Genomic DNA, 24,624 nt, shown 5'->3' on the forward strand with positions numbered 1-24,624 from the left:
GCTAATACTCTAATAGGATTTAATTTTTGGTGTGGACAAAAACATATTTAGTATGCAAATGATTACAGAGTATGAGCATTCTCATACGCGATGCGTGGATTATCACTCAGAATGCGCGCAGGGAGATAATTAAAGGGGACGTTTATATTGAAGATAACAGGATCTCCGATGTTGGAAGGATCAACCTGGAAGCAGACATTATAATCGATGGAAAAAATAAGATAGTTATGCCCGGGCTGATAAACACGCACACCCACATACCAATGACCGATCTCAGAGGGCTTGCTGACGATGTTGATCTGGAGGAATTCCTAAAGAGGATGTGGGCCCTGGAATCCAAGAGAACAAGAGAGGATCTTCGTCATGGTGCTGCACTTGGCATAGATGAGATGCTCCGCACGGGAACAACCACCTTTGTTGATATGTACTCCGATGAGGATGTGGTGGCGGAGGTTGCCAGAGAGAAGGGAATACGTGCATTTCTGGGCTGGGCAGTTGTGGATGAGGATATTACCACCCAGATGGGTTCTCCACTAAAAAACGCTGAAAATTTTGTACAGGAGTATGCCAAGGACGATTTGATAACTCCCATGGTTGCTCCCCATGGTGTGTACACATGCTCTGAAGAGACCCTACTTAAAGCAAAGGAAATTGCCGATAGATACGATACGCTCATAACAATGCATGTTGCTGAAACAAGAAAGGAGGTCTATGAGCACCGCAAAAAAACTGGATTCAGGCCAGTGGAATATCTCGATAAAATTGGATTTCTCTCCCCCCGTCTGATAGCAGTGCATCTTGTGTGGCTAACCCTCAACGAAATAAGAATGCTTGCAAGAAATGGGGTTAAAGCATCCCACAATCCAACGAGCAACATGAAACTTGGAAATGGTGGCTCAATGCCCCTTGTGGAGATGATTAATGAAGGAATAACAATAACCCTCGGGACAGATAGTACCGTGAGCAACAACAACCTTGACATGTTTGAGGTTATGAAATTCGCCGCACTCCTGCACAAGAATGAGAGATGGAATGCCAGCGTGACAAACGCGCAGATGATTCTTGATTTCGCCACGGTAAATGCTGCCAAGTCACTGGGATTAAATACAGGGAGTGTAGAAGCAGGAAAATTGGCCGATATTGTGATTCTGGATGCATCAGAGCCCAACGCCAGACCACTTAGAAAGGAGACCCTGGTGAGCAATGTTGTTTATTCGATTTCTGGGCTCAATGTTGAATACACAATAGTGAACGGAAAAATAGTGTGGAAAAAAGAGAACTAGCACTTTTTCAATCTCACCGCCGCAACCTTCAGTTCTGGAATCTTCGCCTCCGGGTCCAGCGCATCTGTGGTGAGGATATTCGCAGCGCTCTCTGCAAAGTGGAATGGAATGAAGACAACGCCCTTCTTTATCCCCGAAATCTTCGCCTTGACCCTTATTGCACCGCGCCGGGATTCTACCTCCACGCAATCACCGTTATTTATTCTGAGAGATTTTGCATCCTCTGGATTTATTTCCACGAAAGCCTCTGGCATCAGAACGTTGAATCCCTCTATCTTCCTCGTGAGTGTGCCGGTGTGGAAGTGCTCGTACGTCCTTCCTGTGGTTAGAACGAACGGATACTCATCATCCGTTTCCTCGGCTGGGGGCCTGTGGTCGTAAGGTGAGAATTTTGCAAGGCCGTTGGCTCTCGGAAATCTGGAGACATGTAGAATTTTGGTGCCTGGATGCTCCTCGCTTGGACAGGGCCATTGAATTCCGATGTTTTCAATTCTTTCGTAGGTTATGCCCCCGTACTGCGGTACCACACTTCTTATCTCTTCAAAAATATCCCGTGGCGAGGAATAATTCCAATTCGCACCCATTCTCTTCGCAATCTCCGTGATTATCCACCAGTCCGGCTTCGCCTCGCCCGGAGGTTCTACAACCTTCTTCAGCAATTGCACCCTTCTCTCCGTGTTGGTGAAAGTGCCCTCCTTCTCCAAGGACGCGGTTGCGGGAAGCACCACGTCCGCAAGCTGCGCCGTCTCGCTCATAAACAAATCCTGCACCACGAGGAACTCCAAGCTTTTTAGGGCTTTTAGCACATGCTTCTGGTCCGGGTCGCTCACCGCCGGGTTCTCGCCCATTATGTACATCGCCCTTATTTCTTTCCCTGCAGCATGCATCATCTCAATAACGGTCAATCCCGGATCTCTGGGAATCTTCACACCCCACGCCCGTTCAAACCTCTCAACATCCCTTGATTTCAGATTCACGTACCCCGGAAGGAGATTTGGCAGCGCACCCATGTCTCCTGCGCCTTGCACATTGTTCTGACCACGAAGAGGATTCACGCCGGTGCCTTCCTTTCCAACATTCCCGGTGAGAAGAGCGAGATTTGCAAGGGAAGCGACATTAGCCGTGCCAGACGTGTGCTGCGTTATGCCCATCGCGTAGATTATGGAGGAGCGGTGCGTTGCGTATAAAATTGCGGCGCGAATTATCTCCTCTGCTGGCACACCTGTGATGCGCTCCACATACTCAGGGGTGTACTTCTCAACCACCCTCTTCAGATTTTCAAAGCCCTCCGTTCTGTTCTTGACGAATTCCTCATCAAATAGGCCATAATGGATTATGACATGCATCATCCCGTTGAGCAACGCAACATCCGTGCCGGGACGATGCGAGAGCCTCACAGTTGCGTACCTTTTAAGTTCAATGTCCCGCGGGTCCGCCACTATCAGTTTGGCTCCATTCTTCACAGCTCTCTTTATCATCGTGCCGATCACAGGATGCGCATGCGTGGTGTTTGAGCCAATAACAAAGAAAACCTCCGCCTTGCTGAGGTCTTCAATGCTGTTGGTCATTGCCCCTGCGCCGAATACCTTCATCAGGCCCGTGACGGTGGAAGCATGGCACAATCTTGCGCAATGGTCCACGTTGTTAGTACCGATCACGGAGCGCATAAATTTCTGGAACAGGTAATTCTCTTCGTTGGTGCATTTTGCAGAGGATAGTCCGGCTATGCTGTTTGCTCCGTACTTCTCTCTGATTTCTTTAAATCTCTTTGCTATGTAATCCAGCACCTCGTCCCAAGTTACCTCAACGAATCTTCCATTCCTCTTTATCATCGGATTCTTCAATCTCTCCTCACTGTGCACAAACTCCCAGCCAAAACGGCCCTTGATGCAATCATCACCGCGATTCACTCCCTCAGGATTTCCCCGGGCGTATATGATGCGATTATCCCACACATAATAATCAATCATGCATCCAACACCGCAGTAAGGGCAAACTGTGGTTATTTTCTCGTTCCCCATATCCCATGTTTTCTCTTTCAGCGCACCCGTGGGGCATGCATCAATGCACGCGCCGCAGAAGGCACAGCCAGCGTCCTGCAATGATTGCCCGTATCCAGCGAGAATTCTTATCTCAGCACCCCTTCCTTCGCGAATAAGAACGTTATTCGCTTTGATTTCAGAGCAAGCCTGAACGCATCTGAAGCACGACACGCACGCATCCGGATTGAAGGATATGAAAGGATTTTCAGGCCATTCTTCCCTCTTTTTCTCTCCTTTGGCCACAATGCCGTATCTCTGCATCAACTCCCCCAAGTCGCCACCTGCCTCGTGCTCCTCGGCGAGCATCTCAAGTATGGTTCTACGAGCATCCTCTACCTCTGGAGCATGCGTCTCAATGACCATTCCCTCCGCAACCCTGGTGGCGCATGCTCGCGGATAGGAGATGCGATTGTTCATTGTCACTTTCACCACGCAGAGCCCGCAAGAGCCAATGGGATGCCCATCCTCCATAATGCACAGAGTTGGAATATCCACTCCGTTATCGCGAGCAACTTGCAGTATGGTTTTCTCACCCTGAAGATAAATCTCACGACCGTTGAGCGTGATTTTCATTTAATCACCTCCATGAGCTCCTCGCTAAAATAGCGCATAGCCGATTCGTAGGCGAGCATTGCGCTGGTGCCAAGGGGACATAGCGAGGCGATTTTCATTGCACGCGCAGTCATATTTAATTTCTCAATGTCCTCCTTCGTGCCCTCTCCTCTCACAATCTTTTCAATTATTCCCCTCATTCTCCTCGTTCCGTAGCGGCAGGGGAAACACTGCCCGCAGGACTCGTGCTCAAAGAATCTTGCAATGTTCAGAAGAACATTCCAGAGATTTACCTCGTGGTTGAACACGATGATATCACCAGTGCCGAGGGATATGCCACGCTGCCTCGCATCCTCAAAGCAGAGTTTCATGCCCAGAAAAGAGGAATCAACTATGAATCCCGCCGCACCTCCCCCTAGCATTATCCCCTTGAGTTCTCCATCCACGCCTCCTGCCCTTTCAATCATCTCACCCAGAGTTATCTTTCCTAGTATTTCCTCGTAAACCCCTGCATTTTTGATGAATCCACTCACACTGAAGAGTTTGGGTCCTGAGCAGTACTTCGTGCCCATCTTCGCATAATTCTCCGCTCCAATGTTGATTATAATCGGAATGTTTGCAAGGGTTTCCACATTGTTGATCAGGGTTGGCTTGCCCCAGAGCCCTCTCTGAGCGGGATACGGCGGCTTGATTCTCGGAAATCCTCTCTTTCCCTCAATGCTCTCCATGAGCGCGGTTTCCTCGCCGCAAACATAGGATCCTGCGCCTAAAACGAGTTCAATGTCAAAGGAGAAGTTGGAGCCGTATATGTTCTCGCCAAGCATGCCGTTGCGCCGGAGCTCATCCAGTATTCTCTCTATCTTCCTAGCCAGATCCCGATACTCGTACCGTATGTAGAAAAATCCTCTTGATGCGCCTATGGCGTACGCGGAGATGATCATGCCCTCTATTATCTGGTACGGATTTTGCTCCATAAGAACTCTATCTTTGAATGTGCCCGGCTCGCCTTCATCTGCGTTGGCGATTATGTACTTTGGCGTTGCACCAACCTGCGAGACGAATCTCATCTTCAGCCCCGTGGGAAACGCCGCGCCTCCACGACCTACGAGAGAGGATTTATCAATCATATCTACTATCTCACTCTGCTTCATCTCAAGCGCGCTGCGCAGCGCTGAGAATCCGTCGTCCGCCATGTATGATTTCAGATCCGGAAGGTTGCGCAGGAGCATCATTCTTCATACCTCCTCAGAATCTCAATCGCCTTCTCAGGGGTCAAATTTCCGTAAGAATGCTCGTCCACAAGCATCGCTGACGGACCGTCGCAGCGGCCGATGCACTCCACTACCTCAAGGCGAAATTTTCCATCGCTCGTTGTTTCACCATTTTTTATCCCGTATCTCTCCTCTATTGCCTTTATTATCTCCTCCGAGCCCTTCAGATTGCAAACTATGCCGTTGCAGACCCGAATAACATGCTTAGCAGGCGTGAAGCGGAAGAATGAATAAAATGAGACTACATCGTATATTTCGCCGGGCTTCTTTCCCATTTCCTCAGCTATGAGCTCCATTGCCTCCTCCGGAATGTAGCCGAACTCGTCCTGAACATCGTGCAGAATTGCCAGAAGTTTTGCATCCCTTTGAGAATGCTTTTGAATAATTTCCCTGATAATCTGTTGCATGGCATGATATTGGAATCTTTTTATTTATCTTTTGCCGCAAGAATTCTCCTTAGCAGTTCCATATCCCTCCTAGTGTTCACATTGAAAAACGTTTCCTCGGGCATTTTTTCTGCGGGGACAAAGTTTACATAGGGACAGTTTTGCAGTCCGAGGGTCAAACTCCTGGCACCTTCCAAGCATTTGATAGCAGAGCGTGCATAGTATGCGTGCAGAGGTTCAAGATAATCGTTGCTCCACCTCGGAACCACGCTCGTGTGCCCATAATTTTTCAAGAGGAGTTTCACCGCCTCCATTCTCACCAGTGGCATATCTCCGCCAAATAAAAGAAATGAATCATCCATTTTTAGGAGTGAAACAACGGATTCTATGATCCATGAGGACTCATCGTGCAGAACGGGAACATCCAAGTCCAGGGGGATTTTTGAGTAAACAACCACATCCAATCCCATGTTTTGCAGGTTATCCACCACAAGATCTATGAGTCTCTTCCCATAAATAACCTTCATAGTGTGCTTTCCGGGAAGTCTCCTTGAGAGCCCAACAAGAACGTATGCACGCACATGGTTGCAATACCCTCTCCCCTATTATTATTTTCCTTGCGTGAATATGCAAGGACAAAACCTATTTATAGGGTGTTGCAAATCACATCTCAGATTTTCATGGGTAAGAAGATTGTGGAGAAGCCTCTCAAGGACCTCATAATCGAAATCTTGGGCAAGGATGGAAGGTCAATAAACGACCTTTCCAAGGAGCTGGAAAAGAGGGGAATAAAAAAGCACAGATTGATTCTAACGGGCTATCTCCAGGCCATGGCTGATTTAGGAATTCTGAAAGAGAGGTATATCAAGCCAGCAAAGGTTTACAGCGTGCAGCAGAACAGTAGGAGAACCATCTACGAAATAGTTGGAAACAAGGTAAAGGAGATAAACGAGGAAGAGGCCCCGGATATAGCACTTTACATTCTGTACAAACTTTTCAACAGGCCGATTTTTATGAGGGAGATTGAGAAATGCAATGTGGGCATACCCCAGTACAGGGAAAAAATTGTGGGTGCGGAGAGGAAAAGGGCACTTGAGATCCTCTTATCACAGGGATTTCATGTCCCCAGAAACAATTCCGCATACCTCCCTACAAAAGATTTCAACAGCGAATTCATCCAAGTACTGAGCGAATTGGTTATAGATGGATACGACTTGAAACATCTTGTCAACAGAGAGAAAAAACAAACAAAATTGGATTACGACTGATCACTTTATTATTCCGTAACCTATAAGACGCCATCTGTTCATTATTCTTCTTCCAATGGCTATTCTCTGCCCCTTTTCTGCCACCGCCGGGTACTTTAGTCTTATTTCAATTTCATCTCCACGGGCACTTGTCACAAGCCCAACGGTTGCAAGGGTTCCAATGTTGAGCATGAGAAGTTCGTTGGTCTTTATCCTCTCAACCTTTCTCTCCTCCCTGGAACCCACAACACGCTCCAAGAGGTGCACATCCATTGTTATTGTTTCAAGTACCGGAGGCAATGTTCCCGGTTTCCCGGCCATTCGTCCTATGAGTCCATCATTCTTGGTTATGGAGGGATCAAGTTTTGTACCTATGCCAACAAGTCCCCCCGGCTTGATCTCATCCCATGCGCCACCACCAGCCATGAGGGATACGATCTCTGTACGAATCGGTTCCCAGCCAACCTTGTTTCCCTTCATAACGTAGAAGCCAGGAAGGATCTCTATCTCATCACCAACCCTGAACTTACCTTGGATGAGAGAGCCACCTATTACCCCTCCCACCAGGTCTTTGGGCCTTGTTCCAGGCTTGTTGACATCAAAACTCCTGGCGATGTAGAGCCTCGGTGGCTTGGATGGGTCAAATTTTGGTGTGGGGATATGCTTCTCTATGGCCTCTATGAGCACATCAATATTTGCATCATGGTGTGCACTTACCGGTATTATGGGTGCATCCTCAGCAACCGTACCCTTAACGAATTCCTTTATTTCCCTATAATTCTCCCTTGCACGGGAGTCATCAACAAGATCAATCTTGTTCTGCACGATTATTATATTCTTCACACCCACTATGTCCAAGGCCATTAGATGCTCCTTGGTCTGTGGTTGTGGACATTTCTGATTGGCGGCTATAACCAACAGGGCACCATTCATTATGGCAGCTCCGCTTAGCATGGTTGCCATAAGCGTTTCATGGCCGGGCGCATCAACGAAGGAAACCACGCGAAGCAAATCTGCTCCATCTGGGCACTTGCTGGGGGAGGATACGTAGCATCGAGGTGGTTCCACACCTCTGCATTTGTAAAAGGCAGCATCTGCATAGCCAAGTTTTATTGTGATACCCCTCCGCATCTCCTCGCTGTGCGTATCCGTCCACTTACCGGTGATGGCCTTAGTCAGTGTAGTCTTGCCATGATCCACATGCCCAACCATTCCGATATTGACCTCTGGCTGCCTTGGCATTCGGCTCATGCTTCACCTTCCTTTATTGCCTCTTCTATTGGTTTGGGACCGTACTGCACGATTTTCATATTTATCTGCACAATATCCGCGGATATGGTATTACCTCGCACCATCTTCTTCTTTCTCATACCAGGACGAGTGGGGTGGAATCCTATACCTCCCTTTAAAAGCAATTTCTTCCGGCGAGCTCCCTGGAGGTTCTTTCTCATTGGAAATCCGTCCTTATCCGTACCTCCTGTTATCACGAGTTTGTAACCGGGCAAATCAACAAAAACCCCATCAATTTCCTGACCAATACGCTTCCCTATCAGGGAATTGGCCTTTGTCCCGCTAATTTCCTTCTGATACGATTTTCCCGTCTTGGTGTCATTTATCACTACCTTGAAATTTGCCATTTAGCCTCACCTATCGTGCATAATGGGAACTTTTATTTTAAAGTTATTGTGTGATAAGGCAAAGGTTATTATATTTGAAAAATTTTGAAGGAGTATGGCACAGAAAACATGTGATGTTGTTGGGTGTGATGAGGAGGCTGTAAAAACAGTGGCACGCAAAAAGGCAGAAAAGGTATTCTCGCTGAAGGGAGGAAAGAGCACCAAGGTGCATCTCTGCAAGGCTCATTACAAGGAATTTAAGAAGAAAACCAAGAAAGATAGGGAATTGGAGAGAATTGGATGGGTGTGATTCTTATTTTTGGCTTACTGAAATATGCTCTCATGTGCGGTCACTGAGGTATCATACGGCAGCCACAATCTGGAATGTGTTTGAAGGATTTAGAAGGAAAGAGGGAATTGTAGAGCATATGTCACTTCTTGTACCTGAATACGTATCTAACAGGCACACGCAATCTCTTCCCTGTCCAGTAGGGACATCTCGTGCATCTAAATCCTATTATAACCCTGGAGCCATCAAGCGTGGAATTTGAAATTTTAACCATCTTTGACCCGCAAACAGGACAATTTTCAAAACTTTCAACCTCCTTATCCGTGAGTCTGTACCTTATCTCAATTCCCACATGACCGCTGTTGAGGGCTATAATTCTCATTCTTCTTCCACTCAACCTGTAATTTTTATTTTTTCTTTCAAGGTGCCTCATAACCTCCCTGTGAAGTTCCGCCTGTGACTCAACCACGCCCCTCATATGAAGGATTTTCAATATGATTTTCTCAACTTCCTCCTCTTCAGGTATCTCATAGGCCATTGGAAGATTATAAATTTGAAGGTATATAAAACTTCATCTTAAAACAAACACGCCATCCTCTGTAATATACATTCTCTTGGCCCTGGCATCGTAACCTGAGCCACGCATTTTCAGAACCTTAACATATCTTTCCTCACCTGCTGATGTTGATCTCTTTTCAAGTTGAATCACCCCGGAACTCAGGAGAATTTCGGCCCTAAGGTCCATCTTATCAGATGCTGTTATAAGTGTTGTTGCCCCCGTACCCTGTAAAAAGGAGAACAGCCTGTGGATACTGAGCAGCATCCTAGCCTCATCCACGGAGAAATTCTTGAATACCGTGAGAGAATCAAGAACTATCCTATCTATCTTGCCCTTCTTCAACTCACCACCTATTTTTATTATGAGCCCCTCAACACTGAGCCCTCCTTTTTCCATTTTTTCCTTCTCTTCATAGGCAGACCTTATTTCACCCTTGGCGGTGATATCCTTTATTGTAGGAGCCTTTGAGTAAAGTGATTCCATGGGTACTGCATCCATAACACGCAATCTGCTGAGATTCCATCCAAATCCAAGCATTATACGCTGCAGAACCACGGATGGATGCCTGTCAACCGAGACCAAAAGACAGTTTTCTCCATTGTTTAGACCCTCAAGGAGAAAGCGCGATGCAAGAACGGTTTTCCCCGTGCCCGTATCCCCTATGAGGAGATATGTGTTTCCCGGTAGAAGGCCCCCCTCCAGCATTTTATCAAGACCTGCAACTCCAAACTTAACCCTCATTTCTTACCCCTCCTGGTAAATTTCACATAGAATTTATCCTCTACCGAGAAACCATTCTTGGTGAGAACCAGCGGGATTTTATCTATGGCATACCCTACAGTACTCTTCTCAATCGTCAACTCAAACTCCCGATTAACGGAGTTTATGAAAAACACAGAGTCCATCACTGGCTTAGAGGAGATGAGCTTATCGTAACTCTCGGCGGTGACCAAAATGGCACTTCTTGAACTCTCCTCAAGAAAATTCAGAAAGGTGTGAACACCGGAATCAGGGTTTATACCCCTCATGTAAAAATATCGAAGTGATGTTATGGAATCAACAACGATTCTGTCAAACTTCACGCGGTCAAACACATTTTTCAAGGTTGCTCGGAGAGAGAGAACATCCGCCTCAAAAACCTTCTTTCCCTTCTCCGTATCCCTCATTTTTGAGGGCCTCGTTATGGGTGTTACCTCTCTAACGGGCTTCACCTCCGCCTTCCCGGAAACAATGGGTACCGCATCAAAGATGTAAACCTCATCAAGGAACAGGTCAAAATCCTCAAAATTCTTCTTAACCACCCATGTAGGTTGATCGAGAGATATGTAGAGCACATTCTCGCCTCTCCTTGCTCCGGCGGCAAGGTACTGCATCGCAAAAATCGTTTTCCCTGAACCGGGGGGCCCGTAAATCATATTGAGAGATTCGTCCCTTATTCCCGGTATGAACGTATCCAGGTTGTTCACTCCCAAAGGCACTGTTTTCATTCTGTTTTGCAAATTGAAAACAGATATTTAATAACTTCTCCCATCTTTGCCGTGACAAGGCATGGCAATACAAAAAATTCAAAATTTTGTACGAAGTTTTTTATACAAGCACCATTTAGTGTGGCTGAGCCCAAGGGGCTCTAAGGAAAAAGGAAGTGTAGAAAATGGAAGAATTAACCAAAATAAAGGACTTGAACCCAAATGCCAAGAGAGTGAATGTTTTGGCAAAGGTTCTGCATAAGGGAGAGCCAAAGGAGATAAATACCAAGTATGGAGAAACCAAGCATGTGACCGAAGCTATTGTGGGAGATGAGACAGGCACCATAATCATGTCCCTCTGGAACGAGCAGGCAGACCTTGTGGATGAGGGAGAGACCATATACGTGGACAACGGATACATATCCCTCGTGCGTGGTCACATGCGCCTGAATGTTGGAAAGTATGGGAGCATAAAAAAGAGCGAAGAGGAGATTGGAGAGGTAAATGAGAGCTTGGATATGAGTGCCGAAGAGCATGAGAGACAGTTCAATAACAGAAGGTACAATAACCGGAGAAACTACAACAGATGGTAAATCCATCTGCAAACCCTTTTATTTTACCTCTTCTTTATGTTTTTATGTTGCCTGTTATCGGGGTGATAGGCGGTTCATCCTGCAATGAGGAGATATGTGATCTCGCCTACAGGGTCGGATTTCTTGTTGCCAAAAACAACTGTGTTCTGGCCTCAGGTGGGCTTGGAGGGGTAATGCTCCATGCCTCCAGAGGTGCAAAGGATGCAGGTGGATTGACCATGGGAATACTCCCATGGGGAAAGGAAGAGGCAAATGAGTACGTAGATATTGCAATACCCACCCACTACGGCCTTGCAAGAAATCATATTCTCGTTAGGGCAAGCGATGTGCTGATAGCCATCGACGGATATATAGGGACCCTGAGCGAAATCTCCTTTGCCCTCAACGAGGGAAAAACCGTTGTGGCCCTGAAATCCTGGAAAATTGATGAAGACAAAATAACGAGGGGAAAATACATTGAGGCGAGGAACCCTGAAGAAGCGGTGAAACTTGCCCTGAGGGAAATAAGGTAAAGTTTTTTTACAACCCTACATTTTACTCCCTATGCCCGTTATAAGATTGGAGAGAGGAGAACTCAGAAGATTTGGAATAGATGAAGAGCGTTTGATCAAAGAGGTTTCCATGCTCGGAGCGGATTTGAAAGATTACGATTCCAACGAAATAAGGGTGGAATTCTTTCCAGATAGGCCGGATCTTTACACCGTGGAAGGTGTGGTGCGTGCATTAAGGGGGTTCTGGGGCATTGAGAGGGGCGCTCCAAAATACTCCTCCAAACGCTCGGATGTGAAATTGTTTGTTGATGAGAAAATGAGAGAGATAAGACCCTACATCGTGGGTGCTGTGATAAAAAATGTGTCCGTGGATGACCTTATGATCAAGAGCATGATGGATTTTCAGGAGAAGTTGCACATCACCGTTGGAAGAAAAAGGAAAAAACTGGCCATAGGATTGCATGATTTTGACAAGGTGAAGCCACCCTTCAGGTACGTTCCGAAGGCAAAAGATTTCAAATTCAGGCCTCTGGGCTTCAAGAGAGAGATGACCCTTGAAGAGATTCTGAAAGAACATCCAAAGGGAATAGAATACGCACACATCCTGGATGGATTGGATGAATATCCGATAATCTTGGACTCAGAGAACCATGTTCTTTCGTTTCCCCCCATAATAAATGGAACACTTACCCAGATCACCGAGGAAACGGAAAATATCTTCATAGACATCACGGGCACGGATATGAACACCCTGCTCTCAGTGCTCAACATTATCACTTGCTCCCTTGCGGACAGAGGAGCATCCGTGGAATCTGTAGAGATCATATACCCAGAGCATTCATTTTACACACCCAAATTGGAATACTCAAAAATAAGGGTCAGTAAGGATTACGCAAAAAAAATTCTGGGCATTGATCTGGGAGATGACCAAATAAAGGAAGCGCTTGAAAAAATGAGATACGATGTTGAGATCTCAGGAAACAACATTGAGGCTACAGTTCCACCGTACAGAATGGACATACTTCACCCAGTTGACGTGGTGGAGGACATAGCCAAGGGCTACGGTTACACCAACTTTGAACTATCCCTGCCCACAAAGGAGAAGATCGGCAGCACAAGAAGCGAATTAAGGGAGAAAATACAGAGAATTATGAACGGACTGGGTTTCTTCGAAGTTACAACCCTCACGATAACCTCTCCAAGGATGCAGTACGATATGATGCTGATACCCCCTGAGAGTTTCGTGGAAATCGAGAACCCAATAACGGAGGAAGGCACCATTCTGAGAAGTTGGCTCATACCCTCCCTTATGGAAATACTCAGAAAGAATAGGCACAGGGATTTACCCCAGAAAATATTCGAGATAGGATACGTGGTAAAAGAGAGAAAAGAACTTCACCTGGCTTTTCTCCACATAGATTCTGAGGCCAGTTTCACGCTGTCCAAATCCTACACAGAGGCAATTTTGAGAGACTTGGAAATGGGTAAGTACGAGATCAAAGAGCACGATCACGGAAGTTTCATAGGTGGAAGGTGCGCATCAATACTCGTTGACAGAGAGGAAATAGGGTTTTTTGGAGAACTTCATCCACAGGTACTTGAAAACTTCCAACTTGGATATCCAGTCATTGCAATGGAAATAAATCTTTCAAAAATAAAAGAAAAGTTGTAAGAGGATTACTCCTCTGTGTTTTCCTCCTCTTCGGAGGTCTCTTCCTCTATCTCTTCTTCGGGCTCTTCTTCGGACTCTTCTTCACTGATTTCTTCGGGCTCTTCCTCTGTTTCTTCGGTCTCTTCCTCAGTAACCGCTGACTTTGCACCGCTCTTCTTGCCTGCCACGTACATCACTATTGCAATGATTAGCATTATGATAAACAGTGCAAGCCACACGTACTGCATTGTAACCGCGTTGTTCTTCTCACTCTTCAGATTCGCTATTGTTTCATTTGCATTCTTGAGATTCTGGTTGAGCGTGTTCACCTTGTTCTGCAGATTCTGTATCTCATTGCTCTGCTGGGAGATCTGCTGATTGAGCTTGTTGATCTCCTGGGCTATCTCAAGGGTGTTGTTGTACTTGCCCGCCACCTCAACGCCGAAGTAGAGTTTGGCTCCGTTCTTTGCAGATACCTCGAATATGTAGTGGGCTGGAAGCATGAGATCCGGTGCAGTATAGTTGAACATCACAATACCCATAGCATTTGTTGTGAGTGTGGCCTTTGCAACACTACCTGCAGGTGCAGAGAGCGTTACCGGCACACCGGAAAGTGGCTTACCCTCGATACCGCCAACCAACTGCACTCTTATTGTACCCGTACCCTTGTAAGGTATTATTCCTGTGGTTGAACCACCTGCAAGGACCTTGAAGCAGTCGAACACCGCAAGTTTTGACATCTCAGATGTCTTGCTGAGGAATGGTATGTAGTACTCATAGTTGAGGTTCATTGCATGGGTTGGAGAGGAGAGCATAAGCGATACCGTCACTATACTATCCGCAATTGTAGGCTGTATGGTTATGTTGAACTGGGCAATACCCTGAGAGTTGGTCACTGCACTCGTACTGTTCTTGTAAGTACCAAGGCTCCAACTTGCGGATACGGTAACTCCTGCAAGAGGTCCGTTCATATCCACAACCTTAACGGTCATCATTGTGGTGTTGAGCGTATCGCTGAGATAGAACTCATTGACCATTATGCTGGAAATACCCATTATGGGTGCCCTCTGGAGTATGAAGCCATCCTTTACTCCGAACAGGTACGGGAAGTCAAATCCAAGACCTGTGTATATTGCATTGGACCCATAGCCATAGGCATCAATCCATCCACTTACGTATATGGGTGCATCTGCCCTCAGCACACTCGCGTTTAGAGTGTATGAGAACTGACCATTGGCATCCGTGTAGCCCCCTATGACACTCTGGGCAGCCCACCATACGTATGTACCGGCGTTGTTGGCCCAGTCAGCACCCATACCGTAATCTGTACCAAACACGGCCATGAACGCAAGCACGTTGGCTGCAGGTGTGCCATTGGCATAGTAAACGGTCATTGTAACCTGCACCTGATCGCCATTCTTGGCGGTGATCTTGTTGAGTTGCATATCCATTGCGTACATTCCAGTCCAAGCACCAATGTATGGATCGAATCCTGTGGCGTTACCCACATAAACCTGAACACTGTCGTAGGCCATGTAGGTATCCAGAGTGTAAGCCTTTATTATCACAGGTATGTTGGCATTCTCGGTTGCAGTAAGAGTGAAGGTTGCCTCACCATTGCTGTCAGTGGTCTTCTGGGTTGCATCCCACTGCACACCCCACGCAGGATTCAACTGCTGTCCATACCAGTTGGGATCCGTTGCATTGGAATAGTAGGCAGCCACAAGCACCTTATGGTTGGCAACAGGGTTGCCATTGATATCCACAACCTTAACGGTTATCTGGCTACTCTGACCCTTGGTGATTCCATAACTGCTCACATGGGTTATTTCAACCTTGTACCAGTCGCTTCCATGGCTCTGGATTGGTATGAAGAGCGCGGCTGTCTGAAGGTTCTGCAGGATCGTGTTGTTCACATTTATCTTAGCCTTTATTATATCAACCATGTTGATGTTCCTCACATTTGACGGTGCCGTGTAATTGAAGGTTACTATACCATTGCTGTTTGTAATACCATATCCCGGGCTGATTGAACCGGCAGTTTCCTCGGGCAAGAGCGTTACGTTCACACCGGAGAGTGGATGTCCGTAAAGATCGGTTACCTTTGCAGTTATGGTTGCGCTCGCACCAGGAGTGAGTATATCCTTATTTGAACTCAATGAAAGTTTAGCCACATTCTTGGGCAGATAGACCATAACCTCATGGGATCCTGTGAAGTTATAACTGTGCCCATTCATCTTAACTGAGAACGAGTAGGTCAGGGTTATGGGCATATTGTACTGCTGGAACTTTAGAGGCACACTGAACATGAATCCTCCGGAAGCGCCTGTGGTTCCGTTGGCCCACACACCATTGGATGCATGGATTGCAACATCGACACCCTTTATTGGCAGACCATTTGCATCTGTCACGTAGAATGCACCATTTATGCTCTGCCCAGCATAGGCAACGTTAGGCACGTACATGTGCGGCACCACACCGGTAAGACCGGTTCCGGTCACGTTTGTTGTGGGCCCGCTTGGTACCTGGCCACCGCCACCGCCGGATGCCTTAGGTGGATGCAGCACACCGAGGCTGAATCCATTCCATATGGTACCGTAGGCGGCAACCCATCCCTGCCACATATCCTTCCTGTAAGCCATGATGTTCTTTCTGTAGTACAGGGTATCGTATGGCAAATCGTGCACAAGTATACCTTCCACTTCCTTGACCTTGTTGATCCTATCCTGGGTGTTCATATCAACTTCTATTTCCTTGAGCAACTTATCAACCTTGGGGTTGCTGTATCCAGGAGTGTTGTCTCCCACAGGTGCAGCATTCCAACTGGCGAAGAAGTCCGGCAGGTAGGTCTCAGGGAATGCACCAACAGCCCAGCCAAGGATGTACATATCAAAACTGACCTGCACGAATGCCTTGCTGACTATCGTATCGAAATCAGTCGGGATACTCTGTACATTGAGTTTGACCTTCTGGAGATTGCTCTGTATCATTATACCTGCTTCGGCTCTGATTGGGTCATAATCCTTTGGAGGCGTGAGTATGGTTTCCTTTATTGGACTTCCATCGGGCATATGTCTCCAGCCATCGGATCCGACCTTGTAACCTGCCTTGTCAAGTACCTGCTGGGCAGCATTCAGATCGAAGGGTGGTGGAATTGCGGATGTGTTGACATACGCACCGGATGTGATGGATATTGGCACGGTACCCTTGGTACCATAACCCTGCATAAGAGTTGTAACGATGTAGTCCTTATCAATACAGTAAGCAACCGCCTGCCTGAAGGCCAGATCATTCATGGGCGCCTTCCTCATGTTGAAGGCGAGATAGAAGAATCCCTGATCATCCACAATTTTTGAACCTATATTTGGATCGGTCTTCAACTGGTTGTAATAACCTGGCGGTATGGACCAGTCAATGTACTGCACATCTCCCCTCTTCAGGGCGAGCACCGCAGTATCAAGGGTGTTGTAAATTCTGAATGTTATTGTCTTGACGTACTGGGGATACCAGGGCCACTCCTTACCTCTCCATGGGGTGTACATACCCTTGCCCCAGTAATGGGGATACACTTCAATCTTGACGTAGTTACCTGGCTTCCATTCAACAAACTTGAATGGGCCTGTACCCATCGTAGCTCCGGGAGCACTCCAACTTGTATCCAGAGTCATATCATTGCTTCCACCGGGACCCGCTGCAACGAGATGGTTCTTCCAGATATGCTCAGGTATCAGAGTGTTACCCAGAGTAATCTGATAGAACAGAGGATAAGGGGTATACAGATGGAACACGACCGTATACTTATCCTTTGCAACAACACCAACGTAGGAGGTCCCGTTTCCATCCCAGCGAGGCCACTTGGCAGTTGGCCAGATGAGGCACTGCAGGCTGGTCTTGTACAGAGAGTTCCAGGCAAGTGTCTGGTAACTGAAAACAACATCCTTTGCGGTCAGAGGTGTGCCATCCTGGAATGTCACATTATGCCTCAACTCCACCGTTATGTTCAAACCATCAGGAGTGGTTGCCATAGCGCTCTTTGCAATCACGGGGTAAGGAATCAGGTCAGGCGTGTAAGAGTACAAACTCTCAAATGCCCACCCAAGTGCATCTGACTTCCAAACAGTGTTTGTTGTTGGATCAAATATATCCAGGTTTGAAATATCATTCTGGAAAGCAACTATGAGGTTACCGTTGGTATCTGCCCTTGTCTGTGGGACAGCAGCACTGGCTCCCCACGAAAGTACTGAAAAGCCACTGAGCACCATCACTGTTAGCACTATTGTCACTAACAACATTTTTTTCATACTTCTTTCGTTCATCTTTTCATCCTCCCTAACTTTCTACACTCCACCTATTGGATTATAGAGGAGTGCACTGGTCAGCCCCTCTATGGAAATTTTCCTATATAAATTTTTTGAAAATCCGGAATTTAAATGTTTCTCTGGGAAATATTAAAACCTTTAAACCCATGCGTCCTAGATGAAATTCGTCCATGTCACAGATATTGCTCTGCCCCACATTGGAGGCGTGGAATTGGTGGTTGCAAGGTACTCCACCATGCAGAGAGGAGATGGGCATGAAAGCCACGTGATAACAACAACCCTACCCGGAACACGAAAATTTGATAAAATTGACGGTGTAGCATACCACAGGTTATCAAAAATTGGAATGTCCACAGCAATTCTGCACAAAATAAAGAAGATAGAGCCAGATTTGATACACACCCACTCCTACATCGCCGCTCCCGTACTTTCGTATCTGCACAAAATAGACCCAAGTGTCCCCATAATAAGGCACATTCACGACGTGTACATAGGAAAATACGAAGAGTATTCTGGCTGGGAGGGTTCAAAACTCTACGAGAATTTTGAAAAGTACATAATCAAACTACCCTACACCGCCTACATCACCCCCAGTCAGTACACGAAGGGTAAACTTGTGGAAATTGGAATAGAGAAGGATAGAATCCACGTGGTGCATCCGGGAGTTGATATAGACAAATTCGGAAGGAGCGATGGGAGATATGCGAGAAAGAAGCACAAAATCCCTGAAAACGCCAAAATAATAGGATTTGTTGGAAGATTGAGCACCGGGAAGGGGCCCCAGTACCTCATAGAGTCTGCCAAAGGTTTGAAAAACACATACATAATTTTAGTCGGGCCCAACCCGAATCCAAGGACCTCGGGAATACTTGGAATAGAGGATGTGCTCCGCAAAATGGTGAAAAAATATGGGATGGAAGACCGCGTTATATTTGCCGGCAAGGTTCAGGATTTTGAAATACCCCTTTATTACGATTCCTTCGACGTATTCTGTCTGCCCAGCATATCCGAGGGATTTGGGATGAGCATAGCCGAGGCACTGGCAGCAGGCAAACCTGTTGTTTCTTTCAGAACAACGGCGATACCGGAGATAGTAAAACACGGACACAACGGATTGCTGGCAGAGCCAAAAAACGTGGAGGATCTGAGGGAGAAACTGCAAACCCTCCTTGAAGATGAGGACCTTTACCAGAAATTAAAAAAGAACTCGAGGGACTCAGTTAAGATTTACACCTGGGAAAACTCCTACAAAAAATTGATGGAAGTGTACAAACTGTACTTATGACCTTTTCTTGTACTCCAAAGCCGCCTTAGCAAGTGCCAGATGCAGTGGTGAGGGCTTTAGGGGTCTCGATTTGAACTCAGGATGGAACTGGGAGCCCATAAAAAACGGGTGTCCTTTCAACTCGAATATCTCCATTCTTATCCCGCTCTCATCTCTGCCGCTGAAATGCAGTCCGTGCTTTTCAAATTCTTCAATGTAATCGGGATTGACTTCGTACCTGTGACGATGCCTTTCGTATATTTCAGTTGTTCCGTAAATGCTGTGGGCCATGCTTCCCTTTTCGATAATTATCTTCTGGGCACCCAAACGCATAGTACCCCCAAGTTTATCCACACCCCTCTGCTCAGGAAGCAAATCTATCACCGGGTACTCCGTCCTTGCAAGTTCAGTGCTATTCGCATCTTCATAGCCGAGCACATGTCTTGCAAATTCTATTGTGGCAAGCTGGAAACCGAAGCACACACCCAGAAAAGGTATCCCGTTTTCCCTCGCATACTGGGCAGCCATAACCTTTCCCTCCGTACCCCTGGGTCCAAATCCTCCCGGTATAAGGATACCATCCACTCCATCAAGAAGTTTGGTGCCTTCATCCTCCAAATCCTCACTATCTATCCACTTTAGATTTATCTTTAAGCGAAGGAATGAGGCTACATGGGTGAAGGATTCTTTATGACTGATGTAGGAATCCTTTAAATGGACATACTTGCCAACTATTGCAATGGTTATCTCATCCCTTGGGTTGAAAAGCCTATCAAGGTATTTCTTCCATTCCTTCCATCTCGGTGTTCGGCCCCTGATCTGCATCTTTCCGAGTATGTACTCACCAACACCCTGCTCCTCAAAAATAAGGGGCACTTCATATATGGAGCGTGCATCCGGAGCACTTATAACCGCCTCATAGGGCACATCGCAGAATAGGGATATTTTCCGCCTCGTCTCCTCACTAAGCGGTTCCCTGGACCTTCCAACGATCATATCTGGCTGGATACCCAAGGAGCGCAACTCCTTCACGCTGTGCTGGGTGGGCTTCGTTTTTTGCTCACCAACAACACTAACCACCGGAACAAGGGTTGTATGGACGAAGAACACATTCCTCTCCCCCTCCTCCATCCGAAGCTGTCTCATGGCTTCAAGGAATGGCATACTCTCAATATCCCCAACCGTACCTCCAACCTCTATCAGTACAACATCTGCCATGGTTTGCATTGCAATTTTCTTTATTCTTCTCTTTATTTCCTCAGTTATGTGGGGAATTATTTGAACCGTGCTGCCAAGGTACTCCCCCTTCCGCTCCCTCTCAATAACGGTGAGGTAAACCTTGCCTGTGGTGATATTATGATCCGATGTTAAATTTGTATCCAAAAAACGCTCGTAATTCCCCAGATCAAGATCAACCTCGCCCCCGTCATCCAGCACGAAAACCTCTCCGTGCTGATAGGGATTCATCGTGCCAGCATCGTAGTTCAAATAAGGGTCTATCTTTATGGCAGTGACCTTCAAACCCCGCGCCTGAAGAATCTTGCCCAGAGAACTGGTTGTTATACCCTTCCCAAGCCCAGAGATCACTCCGCCCGTCACAACAATGTACTTCATGTAAATCCCAAATACCCTCTCCCTATGTTAATGTTGCGATTTGGCAGCAAAATATTTTATCCAATTCTTCATATACACATCCATGGACCTGCAGATCTACGAACTTAAGAAAATCAATCTTCGGGATGGAATAGTGATTGATGGCTTTCCCTCAGTTGGGCTTGTGAGTTCAATCGTTGCAAATTACGTGATTGATGCCCTAAATTTGGAGCAGATTGCAATCGTGGATAGCACATACTTTCCATCTGTGGCCCTTATTAGAGATGGAGTTCCCCTGAGCCCTGTTAGGATTTACGGCGGCGAGGTCAAGGAAGACCTAAAAATAGCTGTCTTCATATCCGAATTTCAAATACCAACTTCAATTCTCAAACCCCTGGCCACTCTGATGCTTGACTGGGCAGATGAGCAGAAAATATCCACCGTGATAACTCCCGAGGGGCTCATACAGGAGGAGAGGAAGGAGAATGTGGATGTCTACGCAGTTACAAGCACATCCTATGCGCGTAAGAAATTGCCTGATAACGTTTTGAATTTTGAGGAGGGAGTAATAACGGGCGTGAGCGGTGTGCTCCTCACAGAGGGAAAGAAGAGAGGGACGGATGTTATTGCCCTGCTTGCAGAGGCACACCCCAATTATCCGGATGCCAGGGCAGCCGCAAAAATCGTGGAAGTTCTAAACGAGATAATGGGAACGATCAAAATAGATCCCAAACCCCTTTACGAGGAGGCTGAAAAAATAGAGAAGAACCTCTCACACATAAGGGAGCAGGCAGAGAGGGTGAAAAAGGTGCCCAAGGACTACATTTACGCATGAATGCATATGGTATTTTCCTTTATTTCCACCCTTCCACCAAACTGCTGCACCACCCAGGCATTTGTGTGTATGTGTCCCGTTATTTCCCTGACCACATACGCGGCTTCCCCGGCTAAAAATCCAAATGGAATGAGATGGTCCCCCATATTCACATCAACGGTGGCTTTTGATTGCATCTCCCTATGAAATTTTTCAAGGGCTGAGTATGCAACCCTCTCCGCCGGCAAGCCTCTTCTGCAAAGATGATCTCCCGCAATGATCGTGTTTTTGTATCTTGCCAAAAGCACCAGACCGCATCCCGTGCTTGGTCCACTCGCTATATCTTCCACCATTTTGAAGCCCTTAAGTTTTTCTCTCATTCTCTCAACCACATGCATTGGCAAATTCCTCATGTTCAAATGGGCCTCTTTTTCCACAAAAGCGCCTCTTTCAAGGATATGCAGTGGCTTCAGCTTAGATGGTTCAACAAGAACCTCAACAACTCCCCCACCTCTGGGATAGTAGCCACGCTCCATTACATTGATCTCCACACTTGCGCCCATCTCATTCATAAAGGGCTGAAGAACAAAGCGATAGTAATCAATGGGTGGAGAGAAGGGCACATCGGTGCCTCCCCTTAACCTGAGAATTATGGGCGAATCTGCAAAAATTGCGGGGAAGAGTGTTGTTTGAAGAATGAGTGTGATGCTTCCAGCCGTGCCCACATCCACCTCGTAGGTGCCTCCCCTCAATGCTCCGGGAGAAAATTTTATTCTTGTAGATCCAACCCTTGCCCCTTCAACCCTGGCACTGCTCATTCGGGCAAGCAATTTTATGCCCCACAGATGCTGCGGTCTCAATCCCGGATTCCTTCTCTTTGCCCTTATGTTGTAAATCTCAACCTCCACACCTGTGATCGCTGACAACGCCACAGCTGTACGAAGAATCTGGCCACCCCCCTCACCATAGGAACCATCAATTATCATAGAATCACCTGAAAACCTTAAACCTTCTCCCACCGGCCTTGACATACTTCCCATCCATTTGCGCATCCCCGTACTTTTTGCGGAAAAACTCAAGAATCCAAGAGTTGCGTACTATCTCGTCCTGCTCCTCTCTTATCCTACTGCATACCCTTTTCAGATCATCAGTATCTGCCAGTTTATCAAAAAGAGCGTAATCAACCTTTCTTGAGTTTGTACCGGAACCCACCGTTCGCAAAGATATGCGATTTCTAATGGCATAGGCAAAAACAGCGCCCGTAACGGCTCCTATAACATGGGCACCATGGGCAACATTGTCGTTCACCCAGAAAAGCGTGGCTATAAACTCCACAGCCATAAAGGCTAAAACAGCGTATTTTACCTTAACTCTGGGCATAAGAATGGGGCCAAGAAACATCGTAATTTCATCATTGGGATAGAGAATCAGAAAAGCACCCATTATGCCAAATATGGCTCCAGAGGCCCCTATGAGGAAGGAGTTGATATGGTAGAAGTAAAGAAATGAGGAATAACCAATGTTGGCAACCACACCAGAAACGAGAAATATGGATGTAAATCTGAAACTTCCAATTCTGCGCTCAAAGGGATATCCCACAAGAAAGAAGATGAGAATGTTGAAAAATATGTGACCGGGATTCAAACTATGAACGTATATGGCGGTGAACGTTCCAACATCAAACACTCCGGATTTGCAGGCGAATTCCATGAAATATGAGAGAATGTTGCCTGTGGAATAGGCATAGAGTTCAATCAGGTAAACCAGCACGAAGGATATGGAGAGAAACATGACTGCATTTTTGCGAAATGCAAGAAGCGTGAACACGATTATTACTGCAAGGGTCAATATTTCCAGAAGCACGTGCCTTTATCTCATACCTGCTTATTATTCTTTCTCCTCAAGGTACTGCCTGAGCAATTTTATGGCACACAGCTCACCGCACATGGTGCACACCTGAGGACTGTTTGGATACCTTTCCTTGCGAATCTTTATGGCATTCTCCTTATCTATGCTCAGATTCAGCTGCTCATCCCATCTAAGTTTGCCGCGGGCCACGGACATGCGATAATCCCAATCATATTCATCCTCAAATCTTGTTAAATTCACAGCATGCGCTGCTATTCTCGTTGCTATAACACCCAGTTTGACTTCCTCTTCGTTGGGCAGTGCGAGATGCTCCGCAGGGGTCACATAGCAAAGGAAATCTGCGCCTGCTCTGGCCGCAATAGCTCCTCCTATGGCTGCGGTTATGTGATCGTAGCCGGATGCGATATCCGTTACGAGTGGACCAAGGACATAGAAGGGTGCGTTATCCGTGGCAACTTTTGCCATCTTCACATTCGCCTCAATCTGGTCAATTGGAATGTGCCCAGGACCTTCAACCATAGCCTGCACTCCATATTCTCTTGCCTTCTTCACCAGTTTTCCGATGGTGTAGAGTTCGTGAATCTGCAGAAAATCTGTGGCATCCGGCAATCCGCCGGGACGCAGTCCATCTCCCAAGCTTATTGTGGCATCGTATTCCGCCAGAAGTTCAAGGAGATAATCGTAGTTCTCGTAGAATGGGTTCTCCCTTCCATGATGAAGGATCCATGCAGCGTGGAAGGTCCCTCCTCGTGAAACTGTTCCAACCACACGGGGATTCTTTTTCATCTTCTCAACAGCCTCTCTTGTCACACCAACATGAATTGTCAGGAAATCCACACCGTCCTTGAGGTGGGTCTCAACGGCACGGAACATATCGTCTTCGGTCATTTCCACTATGGCTTTTTTCTTCTCAAGCATATCCCATGCCGCCTGATATATGGGCACCGTGCCTATTACAATGGGCACAGCACCCATTATTTTTCTGCGAATCTCATTCAAATTGCCCCCCGTGCTTAGGTCCATGATGGTATCCGCCCCGTACTTCTTCGCAATCTTAGCCTTGCGAATCTCGGCATCAACATCCACAATGTCCATTGATGTACCAATATTGGCATTGACCTTCACGCGAAGTCCTGAGCCAACGCCAACGGGCTCCACATCGTGATTTGAATTTTTTAAAATCACAACATAACCCCTGGCAACATTTCTCCTTATCTTTTCCGCATCAACCCCTTCCTTCTTCGCCACATATTTCATCTCATCGGTTATTATTCCATTCTTCGCATCCCTCATCTGCATGGATGTCACCGATAGTGCAT

The 24,624-nt window shown here is 46.7% G+C and carries 22 protein-coding genes; 8 read left to right on the forward strand and 14 right to left on the reverse strand.

Annotated elements, in window-relative coordinates:
* Positions 1-71: 71 nt before the first annotated feature.
* The gene (locus tag ACIM339_RS01260; RefSeq protein WP_015282788.1) at positions 72-1,283 is read left to right on the forward strand and encodes an amidohydrolase family protein; all 1,212 of its coding nucleotides are present in this window, start codon (positions 72-74) and stop codon (positions 1,281-1,283) included.
* Here the strand turns inward: ACIM339_RS01260 and fdhF are convergent.
* From fdhF to ACIM339_RS01280, 4 genes are read right to left on the reverse strand one after another with little or no spacing between them, the layout of a single operon-like run.
* Complete coding sequence (gene fdhF, locus ACIM339_RS01265) at positions 1,280-3,898, reverse strand: formate dehydrogenase subunit alpha (protein ID WP_015282789.1); 2,619 nt, start codon at positions 3,896-3,898, stop codon at positions 1,280-1,282. The two genes, ACIM339_RS01260 and fdhF, sit on opposite strands and share 4 nt — an antisense overlap.
* Positions 3,895-5,109, reverse strand: coding sequence for an NADH-quinone oxidoreductase subunit F (locus tag ACIM339_RS01270; RefSeq protein ID WP_015282790.1), 1,215 nt, complete (start codon positions 5,107-5,109; stop codon positions 3,895-3,897). The genes fdhF and ACIM339_RS01270 overlap by 4 nt, the downstream gene beginning before the upstream one ends.
* Entirely contained in the window at positions 5,106-5,555 is a 450-nt protein-coding gene (locus tag ACIM339_RS01275; RefSeq protein ID WP_015282791.1) for an NAD(P)H-dependent oxidoreductase subunit E, read from the reverse strand. Before ACIM339_RS01275 ends, ACIM339_RS01270 begins: the two co-directional genes overlap by 4 nt.
* A gap of 20 nt (positions 5,556-5,575) precedes the next feature.
* Positions 5,576-6,115 carry an NTP transferase domain-containing protein gene (locus ACIM339_RS01280; RefSeq protein ID WP_015282792.1) on the reverse strand — a complete coding sequence of 180 codons (540 nt, stop codon included), beginning with the start codon at positions 6,113-6,115 and terminating at the stop codon, positions 5,576-5,578.
* 75 nt (positions 6,116-6,190) lie between these two features.
* On the opposite strand from ACIM339_RS01280, the gene ACIM339_RS01285 reads away from it, so the two are divergent.
* A complete protein-coding gene (locus ACIM339_RS01285; protein WP_337954331.1) occupies positions 6,191-6,802 on the forward strand; it encodes a hypothetical protein in 612 nt (203 codons plus the stop codon).
* Here the strand turns inward: ACIM339_RS01285 and ACIM339_RS01290 are convergent, their stop codons facing one another.
* Complete coding sequence (locus ACIM339_RS01290) at positions 6,803-8,023, reverse strand: translation initiation factor IF-2 subunit gamma (protein ID WP_048103946.1); 1,221 nt, start codon at positions 8,021-8,023, stop codon at positions 6,803-6,805. It abuts the gene before it with no gap.
* Positions 8,024-8,028: 5 nt separating this feature from the next.
* The gene (locus tag ACIM339_RS01295; RefSeq protein ID WP_015282795.1) at positions 8,029-8,418 is read right to left on the reverse strand and encodes a 30S ribosomal protein S6e; all 390 of its coding nucleotides are present in this window, start codon (positions 8,416-8,418) and stop codon (positions 8,029-8,031) included.
* A gap of 94 nt (positions 8,419-8,512) precedes the next feature.
* Between ACIM339_RS01295 and ACIM339_RS01300 the strand changes: the two genes are divergently transcribed.
* Positions 8,513-8,707, forward strand: coding sequence for a hypothetical protein (locus tag ACIM339_RS01300; protein WP_015282796.1), 195 nt, complete (start codon positions 8,513-8,515; stop codon positions 8,705-8,707).
* A 121-nt stretch (positions 8,708-8,828) separates the two neighbouring features.
* Here ACIM339_RS01300 and ACIM339_RS01305 read toward each other — a convergent pair whose 3' ends face one another.
* The 3 genes from ACIM339_RS01305 to ACIM339_RS01315 are packed head-to-tail and all read right to left on the reverse strand — an operon-like array spanning position 8,829 to position 10,732.
* On the reverse strand, positions 8,829-9,224 hold the full coding sequence (locus ACIM339_RS01305; protein WP_015282797.1) for a hypothetical protein: 396 nt from the start codon (positions 9,222-9,224) through the stop codon (positions 8,829-8,831).
* A gap of 33 nt (positions 9,225-9,257) precedes the next feature.
* Positions 9,258-9,986, reverse strand: a complete 729-nt coding sequence (locus tag ACIM339_RS01310; protein ID WP_015282798.1) for an ATPase domain-containing protein — start codon at positions 9,984-9,986, stop codon at positions 9,258-9,260.
* Positions 9,983-10,732: an RAD55 family ATPase gene (locus tag ACIM339_RS01315; protein WP_015282799.1), complete on the reverse strand. Its 750-nt coding sequence runs from the start codon at positions 10,730-10,732 to the stop codon at positions 9,983-9,985. The genes ACIM339_RS01310 and ACIM339_RS01315 overlap by 4 nt, the downstream gene beginning before the upstream one ends.
* 164 nt (positions 10,733-10,896) lie before the next feature.
* Here ACIM339_RS01315 and ACIM339_RS01320 point away from each other — a divergent pair, with 164 nt between their 5' ends.
* The 3 genes from ACIM339_RS01320 to pheT are packed head-to-tail and all read left to right on the forward strand — an operon-like array spanning position 10,897 to position 13,467.
* The gene (locus tag ACIM339_RS01320; protein ID WP_015282800.1) at positions 10,897-11,304 is read left to right on the forward strand and encodes a nucleic acid-binding protein; all 408 of its coding nucleotides are present in this window, start codon (positions 10,897-10,899) and stop codon (positions 11,302-11,304) included.
* Positions 11,305-11,348: 44 nt separating this feature from the next.
* Positions 11,349-11,816 (forward strand): TIGR00725 family protein, encoded by a 468-nt coding sequence (locus ACIM339_RS01325; RefSeq protein WP_015282801.1) that lies wholly within the window; start codon positions 11,349-11,351, stop codon positions 11,814-11,816.
* Between the two features lie 31 nt (positions 11,817-11,847).
* On the forward strand, positions 11,848-13,467 hold the full coding sequence (gene pheT, locus ACIM339_RS01330) for a phenylalanine--tRNA ligase subunit beta (protein WP_015282802.1): 1,620 nt from the start codon (positions 11,848-11,850) through the stop codon (positions 13,465-13,467).
* A gap of 5 nt (positions 13,468-13,472) precedes the next feature.
* On the opposite strand, the gene ACIM339_RS01335 is transcribed toward pheT, so the two are convergent.
* Positions 13,473-17,738 (reverse strand): ABC transporter substrate-binding protein, encoded by a 4,266-nt coding sequence (locus ACIM339_RS01335; protein WP_337954332.1) that lies wholly within the window; start codon positions 17,736-17,738, stop codon positions 13,473-13,475.
* A 184-nt stretch (positions 17,739-17,922) separates the two neighbouring features.
* Between ACIM339_RS01335 and ACIM339_RS01340 the strand changes: the two genes are divergently transcribed.
* Positions 17,923-19,050 (forward strand): glycosyltransferase family 4 protein, encoded by a 1,128-nt coding sequence (locus ACIM339_RS01340; protein ID WP_015282804.1) that lies wholly within the window; start codon positions 17,923-17,925, stop codon positions 19,048-19,050.
* Here ACIM339_RS01340 and pyrG read toward each other — a convergent pair.
* Positions 19,045-20,643 (reverse strand): glutamine hydrolyzing CTP synthase, encoded by a 1,599-nt coding sequence (pyrG, locus tag ACIM339_RS01345; protein ID WP_015282805.1) that lies wholly within the window; start codon positions 20,641-20,643, stop codon positions 19,045-19,047. The genes ACIM339_RS01340 and pyrG overlap by 6 nt on opposite strands.
* 82 nt (positions 20,644-20,725) lie before the next feature.
* Here pyrG and ACIM339_RS01350 point away from each other — a divergent pair, with 82 nt between their 5' ends.
* A complete protein-coding gene (locus tag ACIM339_RS01350; RefSeq protein ID WP_015282806.1) occupies positions 20,726-21,457 on the forward strand; it encodes a proteasome assembly chaperone family protein in 732 nt (243 codons plus the stop codon).
* On the opposite strand, the gene rtcA is transcribed toward ACIM339_RS01350, so the two are convergent.
* From rtcA to thiC, 3 genes are read right to left on the reverse strand one after another with little or no spacing between them, the layout of a single operon-like run.
* The gene (rtcA, locus tag ACIM339_RS01355; protein WP_048103668.1) at positions 21,448-22,422 is read right to left on the reverse strand and encodes an RNA 3'-terminal phosphate cyclase; all 975 of its coding nucleotides are present in this window, start codon (positions 22,420-22,422) and stop codon (positions 21,448-21,450) included. The two genes, ACIM339_RS01350 and rtcA, sit on opposite strands and share 10 nt — an antisense overlap.
* 4 nt (positions 22,423-22,426) lie before the next feature.
* Positions 22,427-23,299, reverse strand: a complete 873-nt coding sequence (locus tag ACIM339_RS01360; protein WP_015282808.1) for a rhomboid family intramembrane serine protease — start codon at positions 23,297-23,299, stop codon at positions 22,427-22,429.
* Positions 23,300-23,323: 24 nt separating this feature from the next.
* Complete coding sequence (gene thiC, locus ACIM339_RS01365; protein WP_201764063.1) at positions 23,324-24,604, reverse strand: phosphomethylpyrimidine synthase ThiC; 1,281 nt, start codon at positions 24,602-24,604, stop codon at positions 23,324-23,326.
* Positions 24,605-24,624: the final 20 nt, after the last annotated feature.

The organism is Aciduliprofundum sp. MAR08-339 (assembly GCF_000327505.1).
GTDB lineage: Archaea > Thermoplasmatota > Thermoplasmata > Thermoplasmatales > Aciduliprofundaceae > Aciduliprofundum.

Coding starts and splice junctions, on each gene's coding strand:
- ACIM339_RS01260 (WP_015282788.1), top strand. CDS start 72: ATGAGCATTCTCATACGCGATGCGTGGATTATCACTCAGAATGCGCGC.
- fdhF (WP_015282789.1), bottom strand. CDS start 3,898: ATGAAAATCACGCTCAACGGTCGTGAGATTTATCTTCAGGGTGAGAAA.
- ACIM339_RS01270 (WP_015282790.1), bottom strand. CDS start 5,109: ATGATGCTCCTGCGCAACCTTCCGGATCTGAAATCATACATGGCGGAC.
- ACIM339_RS01275 (WP_015282791.1), bottom strand. CDS start 5,555: ATGCAACAGATTATCAGGGAAATTATTCAAAAGCATTCTCAAAGGGAT.
- ACIM339_RS01290 (WP_048103946.1), bottom strand. CDS start 8,023: ATGCCAAGGCAGCCAGAGGTCAATATCGGAATGGTTGGGCATGTGGAT.
- ACIM339_RS01295 (WP_015282795.1), bottom strand. CDS start 8,418: ATGGCAAATTTCAAGGTAGTGATAAATGACACCAAGACGGGAAAATCG.
- ACIM339_RS01300 (WP_015282796.1), top strand. CDS start 8,513: ATGGCACAGAAAACATGTGATGTTGTTGGGTGTGATGAGGAGGCTGTA.
- ACIM339_RS01305 (WP_015282797.1), bottom strand. CDS start 9,224: ATGGCCTATGAGATACCTGAAGAGGAGGAAGTTGAGAAAATCATATTG.
- ACIM339_RS01310 (WP_015282798.1), bottom strand. CDS start 9,986: ATGAGGGTTAAGTTTGGAGTTGCAGGTCTTGATAAAATGCTGGAGGGG.
- ACIM339_RS01315 (WP_015282799.1), bottom strand. CDS start 10,732: ATGAAAACAGTGCCTTTGGGAGTGAACAACCTGGATACGTTCATACCG.
- ACIM339_RS01320 (WP_015282800.1), top strand. CDS start 10,897: ATGGAAGAATTAACCAAAATAAAGGACTTGAACCCAAATGCCAAGAGA.
- ACIM339_RS01325 (WP_015282801.1), top strand. CDS start 11,349: ATGTTGCCTGTTATCGGGGTGATAGGCGGTTCATCCTGCAATGAGGAG.
- pheT (WP_015282802.1), top strand. CDS start 11,848: ATGCCCGTTATAAGATTGGAGAGAGGAGAACTCAGAAGATTTGGAATA.
- ACIM339_RS01335 (WP_337954332.1), bottom strand. CDS start 17,738: ATGTTGTTAGTGACAATAGTGCTAACAGTGATGGTGCTCAGTGGCTTT.
- ACIM339_RS01340 (WP_015282804.1), top strand. CDS start 17,923: ATGAAATTCGTCCATGTCACAGATATTGCTCTGCCCCACATTGGAGGC.
- pyrG (WP_015282805.1), bottom strand. CDS start 20,643: ATGAAGTACATTGTTGTGACGGGCGGAGTGATCTCTGGGCTTGGGAAG.
- ACIM339_RS01350 (WP_015282806.1), top strand. CDS start 20,726: ATGGACCTGCAGATCTACGAACTTAAGAAAATCAATCTTCGGGATGGA.
- rtcA (WP_048103668.1), bottom strand. CDS start 22,422: ATGATAATTGATGGTTCCTATGGTGAGGGGGGTGGCCAGATTCTTCGT.
- thiC (WP_201764063.1), bottom strand. CDS start 24,604: ATGCAGATGAGGGATGCGAAGAATGGAATAATAACCGATGAGATGAAA.